At 67.0% G+C, this 17,226-nt stretch carries 14 protein-coding genes; 8 read left to right on the forward strand and 6 right to left on the reverse strand.

What is annotated here, in order from left to right; translation table 11 throughout:
• Nucleotides 1-103: 103 nt before the first annotated feature.
• The 3 genes from BMX78_RS08730 to BMX78_RS08740 form a co-directional block, all read right to left on the reverse strand.
• Entirely contained in the window at nucleotides 104-1,306 is a 1,203-nt protein-coding gene (locus tag BMX78_RS08730; RefSeq protein WP_091418682.1) for a cation:proton antiporter, read from the reverse strand.
• Nucleotides 1,307-1,355: 49 nt separating this feature from the next.
• Entirely contained in the window at nucleotides 1,356-2,852 is a 1,497-nt protein-coding gene (locus tag BMX78_RS08735) for an FAD-binding oxidoreductase (protein WP_286138878.1), read from the reverse strand.
• A gap of 127 nt (nucleotides 2,853-2,979) precedes the next feature.
• On the reverse strand, nucleotides 2,980-3,582 hold the full coding sequence (locus BMX78_RS08740; protein WP_091418683.1) for a dihydrofolate reductase family protein: 603 nt from the start codon (nucleotides 3,580-3,582) through the stop codon (nucleotides 2,980-2,982).
• A gap of 131 nt (nucleotides 3,583-3,713) precedes the next feature.
• Here BMX78_RS08740 and BMX78_RS08745 point away from each other — a divergent pair, with 131 nt between their 5' ends.
• Complete coding sequence (locus tag BMX78_RS08745) at nucleotides 3,714-3,992, forward strand: YciI family protein (protein WP_091418685.1); 279 nt, start codon at nucleotides 3,714-3,716, stop codon at nucleotides 3,990-3,992.
• 36 nt (nucleotides 3,993-4,028) lie between these two features.
• On the opposite strand, the gene BMX78_RS08750 is transcribed toward BMX78_RS08745, so the two are convergent.
• Nucleotides 4,029-4,442 (reverse strand): RidA family protein, encoded by a 414-nt coding sequence (locus tag BMX78_RS08750; protein WP_091418687.1) that lies wholly within the window; start codon nucleotides 4,440-4,442, stop codon nucleotides 4,029-4,031.
• Between the two features lie 137 nt (nucleotides 4,443-4,579).
• Between BMX78_RS08750 and BMX78_RS08755 the strand changes: the two genes are divergently transcribed.
• The 7 genes from BMX78_RS08755 (at nucleotide 4,580) to BMX78_RS08785 (ending at nucleotide 15,715) form a co-directional block, all read left to right on the forward strand.
• Nucleotides 4,580-5,245: a dihydrofolate reductase family protein gene (locus BMX78_RS08755; protein WP_091418689.1), complete on the forward strand. Its 666-nt coding sequence runs from the start codon at nucleotides 4,580-4,582 to the stop codon at nucleotides 5,243-5,245.
• A 295-nt stretch (nucleotides 5,246-5,540) separates the two neighbouring features.
• Nucleotides 5,541-8,861, forward strand: a complete 3,321-nt coding sequence (locus BMX78_RS08760; RefSeq protein ID WP_091418691.1) for a DUF5107 domain-containing protein — start codon at nucleotides 5,541-5,543, stop codon at nucleotides 8,859-8,861.
• Nucleotides 8,858-10,171 carry a cellulase-like family protein gene (locus BMX78_RS08765; protein ID WP_091418692.1) on the forward strand — a complete coding sequence of 438 codons (1,314 nt, stop codon included), beginning with the start codon at nucleotides 8,858-8,860 and terminating at the stop codon, nucleotides 10,169-10,171. The genes BMX78_RS08760 and BMX78_RS08765 overlap by 4 nt, the downstream gene beginning before the upstream one ends.
• Before the next feature lie 14 nt (nucleotides 10,172-10,185).
• Nucleotides 10,186-12,522, forward strand: a complete 2,337-nt coding sequence (locus tag BMX78_RS08770) for a beta-galactosidase (RefSeq protein ID WP_091418694.1) — start codon at nucleotides 10,186-10,188, stop codon at nucleotides 12,520-12,522.
• A 49-nt stretch (nucleotides 12,523-12,571) separates the two neighbouring features.
• Entirely contained in the window at nucleotides 12,572-13,441 is an 870-nt protein-coding gene (locus BMX78_RS08775) for a helix-turn-helix domain-containing protein (RefSeq protein WP_091418696.1), read from the forward strand.
• Nucleotides 13,442-13,486: 45 nt separating this feature from the next.
• A complete protein-coding gene (locus BMX78_RS08780; protein WP_091418698.1) occupies nucleotides 13,487-14,164 on the forward strand; it encodes a cyclodeaminase/cyclohydrolase family protein in 678 nt (225 codons plus the stop codon).
• A 105-nt stretch (nucleotides 14,165-14,269) separates the two neighbouring features.
• Nucleotides 14,270-15,715 carry a short-chain fatty acid transporter gene (locus BMX78_RS08785; RefSeq protein ID WP_091418700.1) on the forward strand — a complete coding sequence of 482 codons (1,446 nt, stop codon included), beginning with the start codon at nucleotides 14,270-14,272 and terminating at the stop codon, nucleotides 15,713-15,715.
• 9 nt (nucleotides 15,716-15,724) lie between these two features.
• Here BMX78_RS08785 and BMX78_RS08790 read toward each other — a convergent pair whose 3' ends face one another.
• Nucleotides 15,725-16,489: an MBL fold metallo-hydrolase gene (locus BMX78_RS08790; RefSeq protein WP_091418701.1), complete on the reverse strand. Its 765-nt coding sequence runs from the start codon at nucleotides 16,487-16,489 to the stop codon at nucleotides 15,725-15,727.
• Between the two features lie 12 nt (nucleotides 16,490-16,501).
• Nucleotides 16,502-17,203, reverse strand: coding sequence for an SCO1664 family protein (locus tag BMX78_RS08795; protein WP_091418703.1), 702 nt, complete (start codon nucleotides 17,201-17,203; stop codon nucleotides 16,502-16,504).
• Nucleotides 17,204-17,226: the final 23 nt, after the last annotated feature.

Genomic DNA, 17,226 nt, shown 5'->3' on the forward strand with positions numbered 1-17,226 from the left:
GCCTGTCAAGGGCAGGGGCGGGCACGCAGGGATGAGCAGACCATAGTTCTGGTTGTGCCGTGCCGTCAGCCGCGGAAGAGCCGCGGTCAGGAGGCATCTTGGATCAGCGCGTCGGTACCGGCGGCCGATGGGTTCCTGGCTGGCTTCGCTGGTGCTGCCGGAGTGCCAGCAGGGGAAACAGGAGGACCGACAGCATGCCTGCCCCCACCAGGGCGGAGGCGGTTCCGCTGGTGATCAGCCCTTCGTCCCGGCCAATGCCGGTCACGGCAACAATGATCGGCAGGCCTGTTGCCGCGAACAGGACGATGGCCCGTTTGTCGCCGGGACTGGATTTCGGGGGAGCGGCCAGCAGGGACGGGAGCCCGCGGATGATGAGCAGGAGTACAAGGAACAGGGGGACCAGGGCAAGGGTTGCCGGGCTGCTGGTCAGCGCGTTCAGCTCGAAGTCGATGCCGGTATCGATGAAGAAGATCGGCACCAGGAATCCGAAGGCAATGGCGTCGATCTTCATCTCGATGATGTGCCGGTCGTGTTCGGGAGCCCGGGCGATCGCAACCTTCCACAGGACGCCCGCGGCGAAGGCACCCAGCAGCATGTCCAGCCCCAGAACCATACTGAGGACAACCAGCACACTCAGAATGAACATGATGGACCGGACGGCGAACTGGCCGCTGGTGTGCAGCGTCCTGGTGACCTGGGAGTGGAGCAGGGAATGCCGTGCGCGGGAGGCCAGGAATATCGCCAGGCCGGTCAACAGGACGAATCCGAGCAGAACTGCTGTGGCCGGTCCCAGTTCCCGCCCGCTGAAAAACAGCGAGACTGCCACCAGAGGACCGAATTCGCCGACTGCACCCAACGCCGCCACCGTGACACCCATCGGGGACTTTGACTCGCCGGCGTCGCGCAGGATCGGCAGAAGCGTGCCGAGGGCGGTGGAACACAACGCCACGCCGATGATCACGGCAGCCTCCGGGCCGGGCGCCAGGACAAGGCCGGCACCGATGCCGGCCGCCAATGAGATGGTCCAGCCCGCCGCCGCACGGTTGGCGGGCCGGCCACGGATTGCGGTGAAATCGATCTCGTTGCCCGCGACGAAGAAGAGCATGGCTAGCCCGAAATCCGCCAGGGTGTCAGTGAACTGCGTGGACTGTATCCAACCCAGCAGACTGGGGCCCAGCACGATTCCGAGGATAATTTCGAACACTACGACGGGCACTTTGAGCACCCGGTCCAGGAAACGGGCGGCAAGGGGCGCCGCAACAGCCAGCAACGCGATCAGAACCAATGACGTGGACAGCGGCTGCATCAGCGGTACCTCGCCGGACCCTCCGATGAGGGCCCGGCGGCCGCTTCGTTCATGCGGTCGGTGCTGCTTCAGGCGGCGTGGCCTCCGGCAGTGCCGCTTCGGCCGGACGCGGTTCCGCTGGTGCTGCCTGAAGTGCCGCAGGCGGCTGGGACGGGACCGCGTTGGCGGCCTGGGCCGGCTTGATGTTCTGGTTGACGTGGAAGAAATTGTCCGGATCGTACTTCGCTTTGAGCTCTGCGAGCCGTGCATAATTCGACCCGAGGGTGTCCTCGATCCTGGACTGGTCATCGGCGTCCTGGAAGTTGATGTAGCCGCCTGGCTCCGAATACTCGTGCAGCGCATTCCAATAGGCCCGGACCCAGGCGATGTTCGCCGCGTTGTCAGCTGCGTCAGGCCATTGCCCAGCGATAACCGGAGCGAACTTCACATCACGGTAGGCGAAAGCGGTGGCCTCAGGCGCGACCCGATTCACGGCCCCGTCGATGGGATAGAAGTGGTTGGCCGAGTGGACCGTGGGGATCCCGGGGGAGAATTCGACGGCGGTGCGCAGCGCATCGTCGCTGAGGGTCCGAAGGAAATCTGCCTTCCAGTAACCCTGGAGCCCAGGGACGGCGCTGAGCCCGTCGAACATGATGTTCAGTGCCGGGTAAGGCATCGGCGCAAAGAAGCTGCCCAGTGCGGGCCCCGCGTCCAGCATGGTCTGCCAGTGTGCAGGTCCGGCGTCAAGATCCCCCGTCCACATGCCGGCAACAACAACAACCGGCCGCCCGTGCCATTCCTCAGGAAGGAAGGGAACCGGCGGGCCCTGGTGGAATCCCAGGAAAGCGCCCATCTCCTCCGGTTCGGCGGCAATCCATTCGCGGTATGCCGCGCCGATGTCAGCTCCTGTGGCAGCATCAAAAAACATGATCCCCACATGGACCATGTCTACTGGGTGCAGGCGGAACTCCATGGACGTGACTACACCGAAGTTGCCGCTGCCGCCACGCAGGGCCCAGAACAGATCCACGTTTTCCGCTTCGCTGGCCGTCACGAACGTTCCGTCCGCAAGCACCACGTCCGCCGAGGACAGGTTGTCGCAGGCAAGGCCGTACTTGCGGGAAAGATATCCTATGCCGCCGCCCAGCGTGAGACCTGCTACGCCGGTTGAGCCGACGATGCCGCCCGTACTGGCGAGGCCAAACGCATGAGTCGCGTGGTTGTAATCAGCCCACGTGGCGCCCGGCTCCACTCTCGCAGTCCTCGCGGCAGGGTCCACCCGGACCCCGCGGTGGGCCGAGAAATCGAGGACCAGGCCGCCGTCGACCGTTCCAAAGCCGGGCGCGCTGTGTCCGCCGCCGCGCAAGGCAACCTCAATATCAAGACCGCGCGCAAAGCGGACGGCGGCCATCACGTCCGCCACCTGGGACACCCGCAGCACCGCCGAGGGGCGGCGGTCGATCATGCCGTTGTACACGAGACGGGCCGACTCGTAGTCGGCATCGCCCTCTTCAATGACCTGCCCGCGGACCTGTTCGCGGAGTACGTCAAATCGATCGCTACCCATGGCAATTCCAGATTCTCTCAGAGACCACAGGGCAGCCAGCTCCGTCTCGAGTCCCAGCGAGGGCCAGCGCTATGACCCTCTCGGTATACGCCTGGGCCCCATGCGGGTCAAGAGCCGCAGGCACTCTTCAGCTACCTAATCCGCACCGGTAGCGGATGTGCGTCACGAGGGGTGTGCCGCTGACTTCCGTTGGCTCAAGCTTGAGGTTCCGGACGCCGTCCAGGAGCCGCTCGCCGGCTCCGAGGAGGAGCGGTGAGATATGGAGCCGCAACTCGTCGATCAGCCCGGCCTGCAGATATTGGCGGGCGGTTTGCGCGCCGCCGGCTATGGCCGCGTCCTTGCCTGCCGCGGCGTCCCGTGCCTGTGCCAGTGCCGGTTCGATCCCGTCCTCCACGAAATAGAACGTTGTGCCGCCCTCCATTTTCAGGGGCGCCCGCGGATGATGCGTGAGCACAAAAACCGGCGCGTGATAGGGCGGTTCTTCGCCCCACCAGCCGCGCCAGTCCGTATCCCACGGACCGGTCCCGGGGCCGGCGAACATGTTGCGGCCCATGATGTAGGCCCCCGCGGAGAGGATGCCCTCCAGCTCTTTGGCGTTGGCAGCGGGCTCCTCGAACTGCCACCGGTGCAACTCCTCTCCACCCTCGCCCAGAGGATTCTCCGGAGTCTGGTTGGGGCCGGCGAGGAAGCCGTCGACGGATACGGTGAGATCGCAGGTGACGGTACTCATTACTTCCCTTGGATAGTGGCTGTGGTGGTCAGGACGGGGAGGGGCTAACGGCCATGCTAGTGGCGTCCGACGGCGGCTGGAAGGGATTGCTCCCGGCGCCCCTTGGGCAAGCGGCGGGTAGGATCTGCGGCATGGAATCCATCGTTATTTACAGCCTCAGTGATGGCACCGACCGGGCACGCGTCCTCGAAACATACCCCCGCCACCAGGCGTACTTCGAAGCGTTCCGCGCCAATGGTGGCGGCCTGCTGGCTCTGGGCCCGTTCCTGACACCGGATCCGGCCGGCTCTTCCATGGGGCTTTTCACCTCGCGCGGGGATGCCGAGCGGTTCATCGCCGACGATCCGTTCGTTCTGGAAGGCCTCGCCGTTCCGCGGATCCTGGAGTGGGACCCCGTTCGCTTCGAGTAGGCGCAGCCATTTCTTCAGACCAGGTTCCCCGCCCTGCTAGGGCGCCGTGTCCGGGAGCACGGCAGCGACGGCGCTGATCTCCACCAGTGCGCCGGGAACACCCAGCCCGGCCACGAGGGCAGCGGTCACCAGTGCCGGCTCGTCAGACGCCAGTTCTGCTGCGATGGCCCGGTATCCCACGGCGATGTCGGCGCCGTTGACGAACAGCACGGTCCACTGCACAACATCGCCGATGCTTGCGCCGGCGGCAGCGAGGGCGGTCTTCGCGTTCTCGAGCGCGCGGGCGGACTGTGCTGCGACGTCGCTCCCGCCAACGAGCGCCCCCTGGGCGTCCACGGAGTTCTGGCCGCCCACATAAATGGTGGTGGCGCCCGGCGGGACGACAGCAACATGGCTGAAGGCAGGGCTTGCAACGAGCCCTTCGGGACGGATGCGCTGGATGGCTGGCATGCCCGTATGCTCTCACGCAGGCCGGCGGACGGGTAGACCCGGCGGCATCCCGGGGATAGCATGACCCGCACCGGAACCTGCTGCCCGGAAGGCGCGGCTGCCGCTCCGGGATCCGCCGATTCGACGAGGAGACGGCTATGAGCCAGGAAACGACAAAAACGCCGGCAGCAAACCTGATGGTGGACCTGATCATTTCACTGGACGGTTATGCCTCTGCCGAGGGATGGCCCGGCTGGTGGGGCCTGGAGGGCCCGGAATACCTGGCTTGGCTCAAGGAGGAAGGGAAAAAGAACTACACCTTCCTGATGGGCGCCAACACCTACCGTCTGATGTCCGGCATGTCTGAGGAAGCCGCGGCGGGGGACTCCGGATTTTCCGAGAACGAGGGGGCCAGCCTCAGCGGCCTGGCTGCCGTCCCCAAGGTCATCTTCTCCTCCACGTTGAAGGCCCCGTTAACCTGGCCGAACTCGCAGTTGCTGGCTGGAGACGCGGTGGAGGCAGTCGCGGAGATGAAACGGACTGGGACCGGGCCGATGAGCACCCTCGGCAGCCTGAGCCTGTGCCGCTCCCTGCTGGCGGCCGGCCTCGTGGACAGGTTCCGGCTGGTGGTCTTCCCGGTGATTACGGGCCGGACAGGCAGCGAACGGATTTACGACGGCTACCCCGACGTCTTGTTGGAGATGGTGCAGAGCCGGACCTTCGACGGCCGGCTTCAACTGCTCGAATACGTCCCCACCGTGCTCACGGGGCCGCCGGGCGGCCGTCCTGCCGGAGCGGAACCGGAAAAACCAGCTTCGGTTTGACTTCTGCTGGGATTCGACAGGCTGGAGCACAGCCAGAGCACCCCCGTTGTGGCTGGTTCAACGACGTACCCGGGATTGCCGCGCAGTCACTCCAACGCGTACAGCGGAAGCGGTGTCCGCTTCCTCCAGGAAAAACGCCAGGCGCGAGCCCTGCATCCAGTACAGCTCTACACAGTGTCCGCTTCGCAACAGCTCTCCGCACCCAGGGCACGCCCCTGCTGTAAACGATCGTCCATGTATGCGCGTGGATATGCCATGGGAAAGGCCACGCGAAGTCCATAGGCTTTGATTCGTGATGGATCAGAACAAAAGCCGCATCATCCTGCCTGCCGCGCCGCCTGACCAACAGGCCGTCCTGGATGCAGGCGGTGTTGCCTGCTGGTCCGAGCCGGTCACCATCGACACGTACGCTCCCGGCGAGCCGGACCGCTACCCGCTGTTCCTGGACCGGCGCGTGTACCAGGGGTCCAGCGGCAAGGTGTACCCCCTGCCGTTCATCGACAGCATCTCGGCCACCAAGGAGCCCCGGCTCTGGCAGGCTATCCACCTGGAAAACGAATATGTGCGCCTGATGCTGCTCCCGGAGGTTGGGGGCCGCATCCACATCGGCTTCGACAAAACGGCCGGCTACGACTTCTTCTACCGGAACAACGTGATCAAGCCCGGCCTGGTGGGGCTGGCAGGGCCGTGGATCTCCGGCGGTGTCGAGTTCAACTGGCCACAGCACCACCGCCCCGGGACGTTCCTCCCCGTAGAAACCTCGGTGGAGCGGGGAGACGAGGGCCAGGTCACCGTGTGGCACAGCGACCTCGACCCGCTGCAACGGATGCGGGGCAGCCACGGTGTCCGGCTGCGCCCCGGCAGCTCCCTGATCGAGGTCGAGGCGCGGCTATACAACAGGACCGATGAACCCCAGACCTTCCTCTGGTGGGCAAACGCTGCGGCCCGCGTCCACGATGAATACCAGTCCTTCTTCCCCACCGATGTCCGGTACGTCGCCGACCACGCCCGGCGCGCGGTGACCGCCTTCCCGCGCGCCGACCGGCCCTACTACGGCGTGGACTACCCCGCGCTGGCCGGACAGCACGGCCGGGAGGACGCGGACCGCATCGATTTCTACACCAACATCCCGGTCCCCACCTCCTACATGATCACGGACACCAAGGACAGCTTCTTCGGCGGCTACGACCATGACGCCGGTGCCGGCTTTGTCCACTGGGCCGACCGCAGCATTTCCCCGGGCAAAAAGCAGTGGACGTGGGGGAACGGCGCCGTGGGCGCGGCATGGGATGCCCACTTGACGGACGACGACGGGCCTTACGTTGAGCTGATGTCCGGCGTGTTTACAGACAACCAGCCCGACTTCAGCTACCTGGTTCCGGGCGAGACCCGCACCTTCAGCGAGTTCTGGTATCCGATCCGGAAGCTGGGCCCGGCGCACCAGGCGAACCTGGACGTGGCCGTGGCACTCCGGGTGAATGAGGACGGCCGCACGGTTACCGCCGGCGTGTCCGCCACGGCCCACCGGGAAAATGCCACCGTGGTGCTCAAACACCGCGATGTTGCTGTCCACGCATGGACTGCCCCGATCTCACCGGCCCACCCTTTCACCGGGACAGCCGAACTGCCCGGGCCCGTATGCGAAACCGACCTTTCCCTGCTGGTCCTGGACGGGGACCGGGAACTGATCTCATGGACCCCGCGCCAGCACGAGGACACTCCTGTTGAACCCTGGATAGCGGCTGAGCCGCCACCGCCGTCGGACGTCGATTGCCCGGACGAGCTCTTCGTGACAGCAACGCACCTGGCGCAGAACCGGCATCCCACGCGCTCGCCCCTGCCGTACCTGGAGGAGATGCTCCGCCGGGACCCGCAGGACTCCCGCGCGTCGACAGCCCTGGCAGCCGCCAAGTACCGGGCCGGCCACTACGCACAGGCCCGGAAGCTACTGGAAAGTGCGCTGGTGCGGCTGACCCGGCGCAACCTGAACCCGCCCAGCGGGGAGGCCAGCTACCGGCTCGGCCTCGTCCTGGAGCGTGCGGGCCACCTGGATGAAGCGCAGGAGCGGTTCGGGAAGGCAGCGTGGGACAGGGCCTGGGCCCATCCGGCACACCTGGCACTTGCCCGCCTGGCCCTGAGGTCAGGACAGCCCGCTGAAGCACACCGGCGCGCGGACGCCGCACTGCGGCTGGATCCGGCCAGCCCGGAGGCGAAGCACCTGCTGTTCCTTGCCCTGGCAGGCTCCGGACGCCTGGACGAAAGCGCCCGCCTGCTGCAGGACATCCTCGTGTCGGATCCGCTGGACCCCGTGGCACTGGCACTGGATGGCTCCCTGGACGCCGAGGATCCCAAGACCTCCCTGACAGTGGCCTGCTGGCTGGCGCGGGCAGGGCAGTGGCAGCGTGCACTGGACCTCACCGGACAGGCGCAAGCCGCTGGTGCCAACAAAGTCTTCGGCAACCCCGAGCCCCTGCGGCACTACCTCCGTGCCGCCTGGTTCGAGGATCTGTTGGACCCGGAGGCGGCTGCGGCAGAACGTATGGCGGCAAGGCGCAGCGATACCGCCTATGCCTTCCCCTATGGACTGGACGAATACGACGCGCTGCACCGGGCCCTTGAGGCGGATCCCAGGGACGAGGTGGCACACGGACTCCTGGGATGCTGGCTGCTGGACGCCGGGCGCACCGGCGACGCCCTGGCCCACCTGGAAAAGTCCATGCTGCTCGGTTCTGCGGATCCGGTGGTCTGGCGGAATGCGGCCATTGCCACCGTCAATACCGGCGGTGATCCCGACGCCGCCGACCGGTACTTCGACCATGCTCTTAAACTGAGCCCCGATGATGCACGGCTGGTTTTTGAACGCTCCGTCCTGGCCGGGCTCCGCGCGGCGCCGATCGAGGAACGGATCGCCGCCATCGAACAGCACTCCCGTTCGGTCCTGGACCGCGATGACCTGGTGCTGCTCCACGTCAACCTGCTGATTGATGCAGGACGCGTCGAGGAGGCCCTGGAGATCATGTCCACCCGCACCTTCCAGCCCTTCGAAGGCGGTGAAGGGAAGGCGCTCGCAGCCTACGACCGCGCGGCGGTCCGGCAGGCCAGGGCGCTGATGGAGCAGGACCCGACGGCGGCAATCGCCTTGCTGCGCGCCGGCGTCGAGGCCCCGGCGAACCTGGGCGAGGGACGGCATCCGGCGGACACCATGGCCGAACGCCTGGTGGCGCTGGGGGACGCGCTCGAACTGGCCGGAGATTCAGGGGCAGCAACCGGCGGGTGGAATCTGGCCTGCCGGAAAAGCAGCCCGTTAGCTGTGGACCCCGCACCCGCCGGCCCCACCGACTACTGGCGGGGCGTCGCCCTCACCCGGCTGGGCCGGGAGGCGGAAGCGGAAGCTGCCTGGCAGTGCCTCGAAGACCGGGCTGATGAGCTGGCGGCCGCCCCGGCCGCGCCCGACTATTTTGCGACGTCCCTGCCCGAACTGCTGCTGTTCAATACTGATACAGCCGCCGCCCGGACCACAACGGCCCAATCACTCCGCCTGCTCGCCGCGGAGGGCCGGGCCTTATCGGGAAGCCCGCACCAAGGCCCGCACCACAAGGAAGGGGCAAGCCTGTGACCGAAGCGTCTCGGTACCTCGGCTCCGGAACGCTCGAAGCCGGCCCGAGCGCCCTGACGGGAACACCGCCGTCGCACCTTCCATCCCGCCTGACCATCACCCTTTGGGACTTCTCCTGGTACACCCGCGCCGAGGACGGCGGCCCGTACGCGGACCTGGACGCTGCCTGCGCTCAAGCAGCAAAGCTGGGCTACAACACCATCCGCATCTGCTCCGCCCCGCTGCTGCTCTTCGGCGGCCTGGGGCTGGATCACCTGGCCACTGACCTTGAGATCGAGGGCCTTGGACAGGCTCCGGACGGCGGCATCTACGGACGGGGCACGCGCTGGTATGACGTGCCGGGTGGGTACCGCCTGAACCTCCGGGAGCGCCTGCTGGAACTTTTCGACGCCGCAGCCCGGCATGGACTCGTGGTCATCCTGGCCAGCTGGGAGTACCAGCAGTCCACGGTGTTCGCCCGGTCCCCGGAGTGGTTCGACGCCATCGATTCCGTCCCCCTCGCTGACAGGTACCGCATGCTGGCGGACGCCTGGGACCGGCTCATCAACGCGCTCACCGCGGCCGGGCACCGGAACCGCATCGCCATGGTGGAACTGCATAACGAGGTGGATTTCTCCATCCTGCCCGCGCTGGCCGACGGCGGCAGCGGGCAGCTGCACCGGCTGCGGTCACTGCATCCGGACCTCCTGGTCACCGCCAGCTACGGCAAACCACCGCACCTGGCCATGCACACCGTCCCTGACGGGCTCGGCGCGGCGCAATTCCATGTCTACAGCTACGGTGTGCTGGATGCGCTGCAGCAGCAGATCGACATCCGTTCCGAAGGCACGGCGGACTTTCCCAACCCGGCCCTGCGTGCCCTGCTGCGCCCCGATGCGCCGTCGATTGAAGAGTACGGACGCCTGGCCGACTGGAAGTACCGCGCCACCGTGGTGACAGACCAGATGTTCTACGGCTACGACTGGATTGATCCGGAGGCGTGGGACACCTGGCTCTGCAACGAGTACGGGCCCTACCGCGAGGTGATGCGGCGGGAAATCGAGTCGCGGGTCATCGCCGTCGCAGCGTGGGCACGCTGGAAGGACGTGCCGGCCGTGGTGGGCGAGGGCTGGATCGGCTACACACCGCTCCACGGCACCTTCGAGGAAGGCCCCATCGGCAAGGACCTGGCCGAACGCGGCATCCGCACGGCACTGCAGCACGGAATCTGGGGCATGGTCCTGTGCTCAAACGCTGCCCCGCACCACCCCTTGTGGGCCGACGACGGGTGGCAGCGCCGCATGAACAACGTTATCCTGACCGCCCCGTGAGCAGAAAGAGCCCCATGCCTCCTGAACAAACCACCCTCGAACTCCTCACGGCCACTCACCGGCCGCACGGACGTGCCCTGCAGCTGCCGCCCATGAGCAACACCCAGGACCGCCACAGCAGATGGCGGCTCACCACCCAGTACATCGAATGCGGCGGCAGTCCAGCCGTACCAGTGTCGGGCGAAATCCATTTCAGCAGGCTGCCCCGCGGCCGTTGGGAAGACCGGCTGCGGCTGATGAAAGCGGGCGGCATCACCGTAGTGGCCTGCTACATTTTCTGGATCCACCATGAGCAGACCGAAGGTAGGGCCCGTTTCGACGGCAACCTGGATGTTGCCGCCTTCGTCCGGCTGTGCGCGGACCTGGAGCTGGACGTGGTCCTGCGCATTGGGCCCTGGGCGCACGGCGAGGCCCGCAACGGCGGCTTCCCGGACTGGGTCCAGGGAGCCGCCGTCGAACACCGCACGAACGATCCCGCCTACCTGGCCCTGGTGGAACGCTGGTTCAACCGCCTCGGCACGGAGCTGGCGGGGCTGACCGGGCCGGAGAGCAACGTCATCGGTATCCAGCTGGAGAATGAACTGTACGACCAGGCCGGACACATTATTGAGCTGAAGAAACTGGCCCGGGCAGCTGGATTGAGCGCGCCAATCTGGACCGCCACAGCCTGGGGTGGGGCGGACATCCCGGAGGAGGAGGTCCTGCCGGTCTTTGGCGGCTACGGCGACGGCTTCTGGGTGGACGCCGACGCGCCCTGGGATCCCACCTTCCGGCAGCACTACTTCTTCAGCCACCAGTGGGATGACCCCGGCATCGGCGCCGACCTCCGCGAGCATTTCTCCGGCAGTGGGGCAGAGCCGCCCCGGTCGCCGTCGGCCCTCTACCCGCCCGCCACCTGCGAGCTGACCGGCGGCATGGCCACCGCCTACCAGCGCCGGCCGTGGCCCACGGGCAAGGACGTGGCCGCCGTAGCCAACAACAAAATCGGCAGCGGCTCCGGCTGGCAGGGATACTACATGTTCACGGGCGGAACCAACCCTCCCGGCGGCCTGCAGGAATCCCAGGCCACCGGCTACCCGAACGATCTTCCGGTGTTCGACTACGATTTCCACGCACCGATTGGCGCCGCCGGCAGGCTCGCACCCAGCTTTGCACTGCTGCGCAGGCAGCACGCGTTCCTGGCTGCGTTCGGCCACCGGCTCGCCCCTATGGCGTCCACACTGCCCGACCAGGTGCCCACCGGTGTGGAGGACTCCGAGACGCTCCGCTGGGCGCTGCGCTCGGATGGGGCGGCCGGGTTCGTGTTCATCACCTGGCACCAGCCCCACGTCCCGCTGCCGGATCACGGCGGCGCGCAGTTCAGCCTGTCACTGGAGGCGGTAAGGGTGACTTTTCCCCAACAGCCTGTCACCATCCCCGCCGGCACCATCGCCGCGTGGCCGGTCAACCTCGACACTGCCGGAGTCCGCCTAAGCTGGGCCACGGCATCGCCGCTCACCCTGCTCGGGCCCGAATCGGCACCGACATTGGTCCTGGCAGCCGAAGCAGGCATCGAACCGCAGCTTTGTTTCCCTGAAGGAACAGTCCTTGAGGGGCCGGCTGCCGCCCTGGGCGGCAACGCCTACGCCACCGATCCCACGAGGCCAGCCACGCTCACTGCCCGGTCCTCGGGCAGTGAGCTAAAGATCCTGGTCCTGCCGGCTGAACTGGCGGATCAGGCCTGGGTCCTGGATACAAGGCGCGGAAGGCAGCTGGTCCTGTCGGCCGATCCGCTCTGGACCGGCGGGGACGGACTCCTGGCCGGAAGGTCGCCGGGATCACCGTCGGTCCGGCGGTACTCCGCAGAGTCCCGCCGGTTCGAGGATGTGCGGACCTCCGCGGCCGACCCGGAAACAACGCGCCAAACCCTTACTGCCGAACGCATCCGGGCCGCGGCGCCCGTCCCCGTTTCCTTCGGCTCCCTTGCCGGCCGGGCGGCCGCTCCCACTGACAGGGACATGGACGAACGTGCAGAGGTCTACCGGCTTGAGTCGACGGCGCCCTTCCCGGCGGGCGAGGGGCACGCGGAGCTGGAGATCGCCTGGGCAGGAGACGTCGCCAGACTGCTCGTTGACGGCACAGTGGTTGCCGACCGCTTCTGGGACGGTTCCCCCTGGATCATTGAAACGCACGACGCCGGAATCGGCCCCGGCGCTGAGGTCCTGCTTCAGGTCCTTCCCCTGCCGAAGGGCGCGAAGGTGTGGTTGCCTCAGGCGGCCCAGCGCAGGCGCGATGATGCCGACGGCGACCTGGCGGCCCTGGACAGCGTGGAACTGATCCACTGGGCCGCGTGGCAGGAGGAGCCTGCCTGAGTGATCCTGTCCGCCATAGTATGGACGTTTGGTGACGGAAGGAGCGGGTGTGGAACGGGCAACGGGGTTCCGGAACCAGCGGCTGGTGGTGGTGCCGCGGCCGCTGGTCCGCGAAGCACTCGCCCGTCCCGTCACGCGCCGGCTGCTGGTCACCGACGCCGGAGTCTTCCCCGTCGCTGAGGCCCATGGCCGGTACCGTCCCGAGGGCGCGCAGGAAACCATCGTCATCCTCTGCGTCGCGGGAACCGGTTGGGTGGAAACACAAGGTGCCCGGTTCGACGTCGGGAAGGGCACCGCCGTCGTGCTTCCCGGCGGTACGGGGGAGGCACATGCATACGGTGCCTCCAGGGACGACCCCTGGACTATCTGGTGGTGCCACGTCCGCGGCTCCGACGCTGCCGAACTCGTCGCCGAGTCGGGCGTCCGTCCGGACCGTCCCGTTATTCCGCTGGTGGCCGTGGACAGGCTGACGGCCATGCTGGACGAGATCATCTCGGCCCTGGAGCAGGACCAGTCGCCGGCCCGGCTGGTGGCCACGGCCGGGATGGCGTGGAAGCTGCTGGCCACCCTGGCCGTGGATCGCCGCGTCCCCGGGCAGGGCACACCGCTGCAGCAAGCCATGAAGTTCCTTGAGGACAGGGTGGACGGCACAGTCCGGCTGTCCGATCTGGCGGCGCTGGTGGGTGTATCGTCCTCACAGCTGAGCAAGATTTTCCGGGAAGCGACGGGCGGGGGAGTGCTGGCCCACCATACAGCGCTGAAGATGGCGCGGGCACGGCTCCTGCTGGACACCACGGACCTGACGGTTGCGGCGGTGGGGCGAGAGGTGGGCGTGGCTGACCAGTTCTACTTCTCCCGGCAGTTCCGGCGGCTGCATGGCATCAGCCCGCGGGCCTACCGGGCCGAACGGAAGGGTTGAGCGGGTTGCCCGGGATCGGCCAGACATGTGGGGACAATAGGTTCCATGGCTGAAACTGAAGCGGTGACAACCCACGATTCGACCGTTGAAGCATGGACCCAGGCCCTTGCGGAGTCGAAGGGCTCGCCGGGAGGAGGGGCCGGGACCGGGGTGATGCTTGCCATCGCCGCGTCGCTGACCTCCATGGTGGCTGGCTACACCGAACCCGGCGAAGAGCAGCGGAAGGAATTGGCGGACATCCACGCGCGGGCGTGCACGTTGCGCCGGACCGCGCTTGAACTTGCCGACGGCGATGCTGCCGCTTCCGAAGCGTTTGGCGCCGCGTTCCGCCTCGAACCGGGGCCGCAACGTGACGATGCCATCCGGCAGGCGTCGGTGAACGCCGCCCAGGCATCGGCAGTGCTGGGCGACCACGCCGTCAAAGCCATTGAAGACCTCGGCTGGCTTGCCGCCAACGGGAACCCGGCCCTCATTGCCGATGTAGTGGTCGCGTTCGGCGCCCTGCGGGCAGCAGTGACGGGGGCCCGCACCAACGTCAGTTTCGACCTCGCCACCCTGCGGTCCGCCGGCGCCACACTCGAAGAGATCCGTGACGGGCAGCCCGTTCTGTGGGCAACGGTCCAGCAGCTCAACTCGGCAGTCGAACGCATAGACGAACTGACGGCGAGCGTGGACCACCGCGCCGCGCCCACCGACACGGACGCCGTTCAGGACGCTGTGTAGCGTACCCGCGGCACGCTGGGTTAGTGCTGATTAACCGGTTTCCGTGCTGATCCGCACTAAGCTCCCTCGGGTAACAACGTGGCACTCGATGGAGAGGTAGTTCCTGTGGGAAACACAGTCTTGACGGAAGGCGCAACTGAAGAACAGGCCCTGGCCCGGGTTGCCCAGCGGATGGCGGCCTGGACCGAAAAGTGGTTCCCGGATGCCTACATCTTCGCCCTGGCCGGCGTGGTGATCATTGCCGTCGCGGCCCTGGCCATTGGGGCCTCACCGCAGTCCATCGCCGATTCCTTCGGCAACGGCTTCTGGGACCTGACCGCCTTCACATTGCAGATGGCCATGGTGGTCCTCACCGGTTACGTGGTGGCGACGTCCCCTCCGGTGGCGAGGCTCATCAACCGGCTGGCACTGATCCCGGTTACGGCCCGCACGGCAGTGAGCTTCGTGGCACTGATGTCCATGTCCGTATCGTTCCTGAACTGGGGCCTGAGCCTGATCTTCGGCGGGCTGCTGGCCAGGGCGATTGCACGGCGCAAGGACCTTACGGTGGACTACCGGGCGCTCGGCGCGGCCGCGTTTATGGGCCTTGGCGCCGTCTGGGCACTGGGCCTGTCTTCTTCAGCCGCCCAGCTGCAGGCCACCGCCGCCTCGCTGCCTCCGGCCCTGCTGAAGATCACTGGAATCCTCGACTTCGGCACAACCATCTTCACCTGGCAGTCCCTGCTCACCCTCGTCATCCTGATGGCACTGACCACGGTGATCGCCCATTTCTCGGCACCCCGCGGCGGCGCCATCCGCACGGCGGAGGATCTCGGCGTCGACCTCGACGACGAACCCAGCGAACCTGCTCCGCGCTCCCGCCCCGGCGAATGGCTCGAATACAGCCGGATCCTGCCCATCCTTGCCGGCATCCTGACTCTCGGCTGGCTGGTCTCCCAGTTCCTGACCAAACCGTTCCTCACCGTGGTGAGCAGCCTGAACGGCTACCTGCTGGTGTTCCTGATCCTGGGCCTGGTGTTGCACGGGACGCCGCGGAACTTCCTGCAGGCCGTCACCAAGGCTGTCCCGGCCACAGCCGGGATCCTGGTCCAGTTCCCGCTGTACGCGGCCATGGCAGCAATCCTGACCAAGGCCACGGGCCACGGCGGCATGACCATCTCCTCCCACCTGGCCGGGTTCTTCTCGGACATCGGCGGAAACGGTGCGTTCGCCGTCGTGATTGCCCTCTACACGGCCGTCCTGGGGCTGCTGGTACCGTCCGGCGGCGGAAAATGGCTGGTGGAGGCGCCGTACGTGATGCAGTCCGCCACCGACGTGCAGATGAACCTTGGCTGGACGGTGCAGATCTACAACATCGCCGAGGCGCTGCCGAACCTCATCAACCCGTTCTTTATGCTGCCGCTGCTGGCGGTCCTCAGGCTGCGGGCCCGCGACCTGGTGGGCTTCACGTTCCTGCAGTTTGTGTTCCACCTGCCGGTGGTGCTCCTGCTGGTCTGGCTCCTGGGGATGACGTTCGAATTCGTCCCGCCGGTGATGCCTCCGGGGCAGTAGGGAACCACCCTAGCGGCGGAGGGCCGCGACGGCGTCCGCCAAAGGCATGTGCAGTGCCGGACCGTGGCCGGGAAGGATCACGGACGCGTCGACGCGGGCCAGGCGGTGCGTAGATTCGAGGGCCGCCGCCGGGTCCGAGTGGTACATGGGGTGGAGCATCTGCGGTCCGGTCTCCCGGCTCAGCGGATGGCCACTGACGAAGCAGTCCCCGACGGCCACGGCGCCCGCCATCGTGAGGTGGATCGCGGAGTTCCCGGGTGTGTGTCCCGGCACCGGGATGGCTTCGGGCCGGCCTGGCAGGTTCCGGAGCGTCTCCCCGTCCCAGGCACTGGCCTGCGTTGCCGGCTGTGCCTTCAGGGCCCCGGACCGGATGACGTGGAGCAGCCAGCGGAAAACGCGCGGGCGCCAGGCACGGACCATAACCTGGCCGAACGTGACCTGGTGCTTTTCCTTGCCCTGGACATGGGCCAGCTCTTCCGCTGCACAGAGGACCGGCGTCCCGTAGGTGCTGGCGAAGTAGGCTGCGGAGCCGGTGTGGTCCACGTGCCCGTGGGTGATGAGTACGGCCCGGGCGTCGCCGGGCTCCAGTCCCAGGTGGCGGATGGACGCCAGGACCAGTTCCCGGTCCGAGGGGTAGCCGGTGTCGATGAGCATAAATCCCGTCAGGTCGCGGACCACCACCCAGTTCGACGCAGGGCCCTGGACGTGATGGACACCGGGGGCCGGCTCGGACAGATGATCTGCGGGCTGCCAGTTCCTGGCTGTGGAGTGCATGGCTGAACCGACCTACACCAGCGGCCACGGGTAGCGCATGCCGGTGGGGTCAGCCGGCAGGACGCCACTGCTCAATATGCGCTGAACCCGGCGCCGCAGCGCACGGACTTCGGCAGGGTAAAGCAGTTCCTCCACGTTGGACGGAACTTCCTCAGCGAGCGGCGCGATGTCCACCAGCAGGGCGTCCGGGACCGGGTTCCCGGCAAAGTCCCAGATGACGGTGCGCAGTTTGAAGTCCGCCGAAAAGCACAGCCCGTGGTCGATGCCCCACACGCGGCCGTCGTGGCCCCGCAGCACATGTCCGCTTTTGCGGTCGGTGTTGTTGCTGATGACATCAAACAGCGCAATCCGGGCCAGGTCGCCGTGGGTTTGCGGCTCATCCCCGTACAACGTGAAATAGTGCTCCCGGTAGTCACAGGCCACAAACCACTGCAGCGAGCCGACGCCCAGGGGCGGGTCATCGCGGATCACCGTGGGTGGCACCAGGCCCCACTGCAGGTATTCGCTCAGGAGGTACGCCGCGCGCTCGCGCCGGTACAGCCCGGGCTCGAAGTCGGACAAAGGCCGTTCCCCGGACTCCGGTTTGTACACCGCATGGGCGGACTCCCCGTTCCAGGAAACCCGGACCAGGAAGGTGGCGTTGCTGCTGCGGGGGATGCGTGCGATGAGGTCAACCCGCCCTTCCGCCAGCAGCATCAGTTCCCGCCCGGACACCGGCCGTCCCCTCGCTTTGTACC

This window comes from Arthrobacter sp. OV608, from assembly GCA_900110595.1.
Lineage (GTDB): Bacteria > Actinomycetota > Actinomycetes > Actinomycetales > Micrococcaceae > Arthrobacter.